This is a genomic window from Marinobacter sp. (assembly GCF_035268745.1).
Taxonomy (GTDB): Bacteria; Pseudomonadota; Gammaproteobacteria; order Pseudomonadales; family Oleiphilaceae; genus Marinobacter.
This window is the reverse complement of sequence record NZ_DATFKH010000150.1, coordinates 1-1,184: the sequence shown is the minus strand read 5'-3', so window position 1 is coordinate 1,184 and position 1,184 is coordinate 1. Positions and strand designations below refer to the sequence as shown.

3 protein-coding genes are annotated in these 1,184 nt (G+C 54.3%); all 3 read right to left on the bottom strand.

Going from position 1 to position 1,184, the window contains the following annotated elements:
• A partial coding sequence (locus VJ956_RS11465; RefSeq protein ID WP_414674434.1) for a transposase domain-containing protein occupies positions 1-408 on the bottom strand: 408 nt, incomplete at its 3' end.
• A gap of 71 nt (positions 409-479) precedes the next feature.
• Entirely contained in the window at positions 480-821 is a 342-nt protein-coding gene (tnpB, locus tag VJ956_RS11460; RefSeq protein WP_324085025.1) for an IS66 family insertion sequence element accessory protein TnpB, read from the bottom strand.
• A complete protein-coding gene (gene tnpA, locus VJ956_RS16360) occupies positions 821-1,090 on the bottom strand; it encodes an IS66 family insertion sequence element accessory protein TnpA (RefSeq protein ID WP_414674435.1) in 270 nt (89 codons plus the stop codon). The genes tnpB and tnpA overlap by 1 nt, the downstream gene beginning before the upstream one ends.
• Between the last annotated feature and the right edge of the window lie 94 nt (positions 1,091-1,184).

The window sequence follows — 1,184 nt, the reverse complement described above, 5'->3', positions numbered from 1 at the left end:
GTCGGTCACTTCTTGACCAATGCAGACCATCGCCGAGTAGTCACCATCCGGGTAGATATGGACTTCCTCAACCGGCAGGTGGTCCGGTAGTGGACCGCGTCCGTTGTGATTGGGGCGGGACGCTTTCTTTCGAACGCCCTCGGCGGCCTGCTCGTGCTCAACTTCGCGGGCCTTTTCCACGATGGGATCACTGTCGAACGGAAGACGCCCCTGGTCGGGGTCGCGGTCAAAACGCTCGCGGCTCTGGCCGAAGAGCATTCGCTGAAGCTGGGCAATAATCTGATCTTTTTTAGACAGTCGCTGCTGCAATTCAGTAACCTTCTCCAGGCGGGATTGCGCTGTTTTTTGCTCGGCAGCCAGCCGTTCAATCAGCTCAGATTTGGGTAGGATATGCAGGCCTGTTGACATGCAGAAATATACGCAACTAACTGATTATAAACTACTTGAACGCGTCTTTTTTAGCAAAAAAATGCACTTTTTTATCGTTCATATCGGCGGGTTTGTCGGGAAGACTGCACCTGGATTCCCTCCACCATAAGCACCAGCTCGGGCCAGCGGACCACCGTTTGATCGCCCTGTAAAACGGGCGGAGTGAAGGTGCCTTCTTCGAGTCGTTTGTAGTAGAGAACAAACCCGCCGGCCTCCCAGTGCAGCAGCTTCATCAGCGTACGGCGGCGGTTGAGGAACACGAACACCTCTCCGCTGGCCGGATCGCGGCCCAGTTCCGAGCGCACCAGCCCGGACAGCCCATTGAAACTTTTGCGCATATCGCAGACCCCACGGTACAAATGGTAGCGGTGGGACGAACTCAAACTAAACATTACGCCAGCCGGATAAGCTGGCTGATCAATGGCAGGTCGGCCGGGCAGCTGACCACAACGCCATTGGGGTAGGTAATACGGACCGGGTCAGAGCCCGACGGCCCGGAGACATCTACGCCTACAAACCCACCGGCTGGCTCACTATTTGAGCCAGCTCGTTTATGCTTGGCAATCCAATAGGCAAACGTACTGGCTTTGAGGTCATGGTCGGCGCAAAACTGTTTCTGAGTACTTTGGGAGGACTTCCATTGATCGACCAGGACTAACATGGTCTCGGTCTTTATTTTTGCTGTCATCGTTTTTTGACAAGCAAACTACCACCATCATTAATCACACGGAAGATGTAGTTGGTCGGGTGGATAC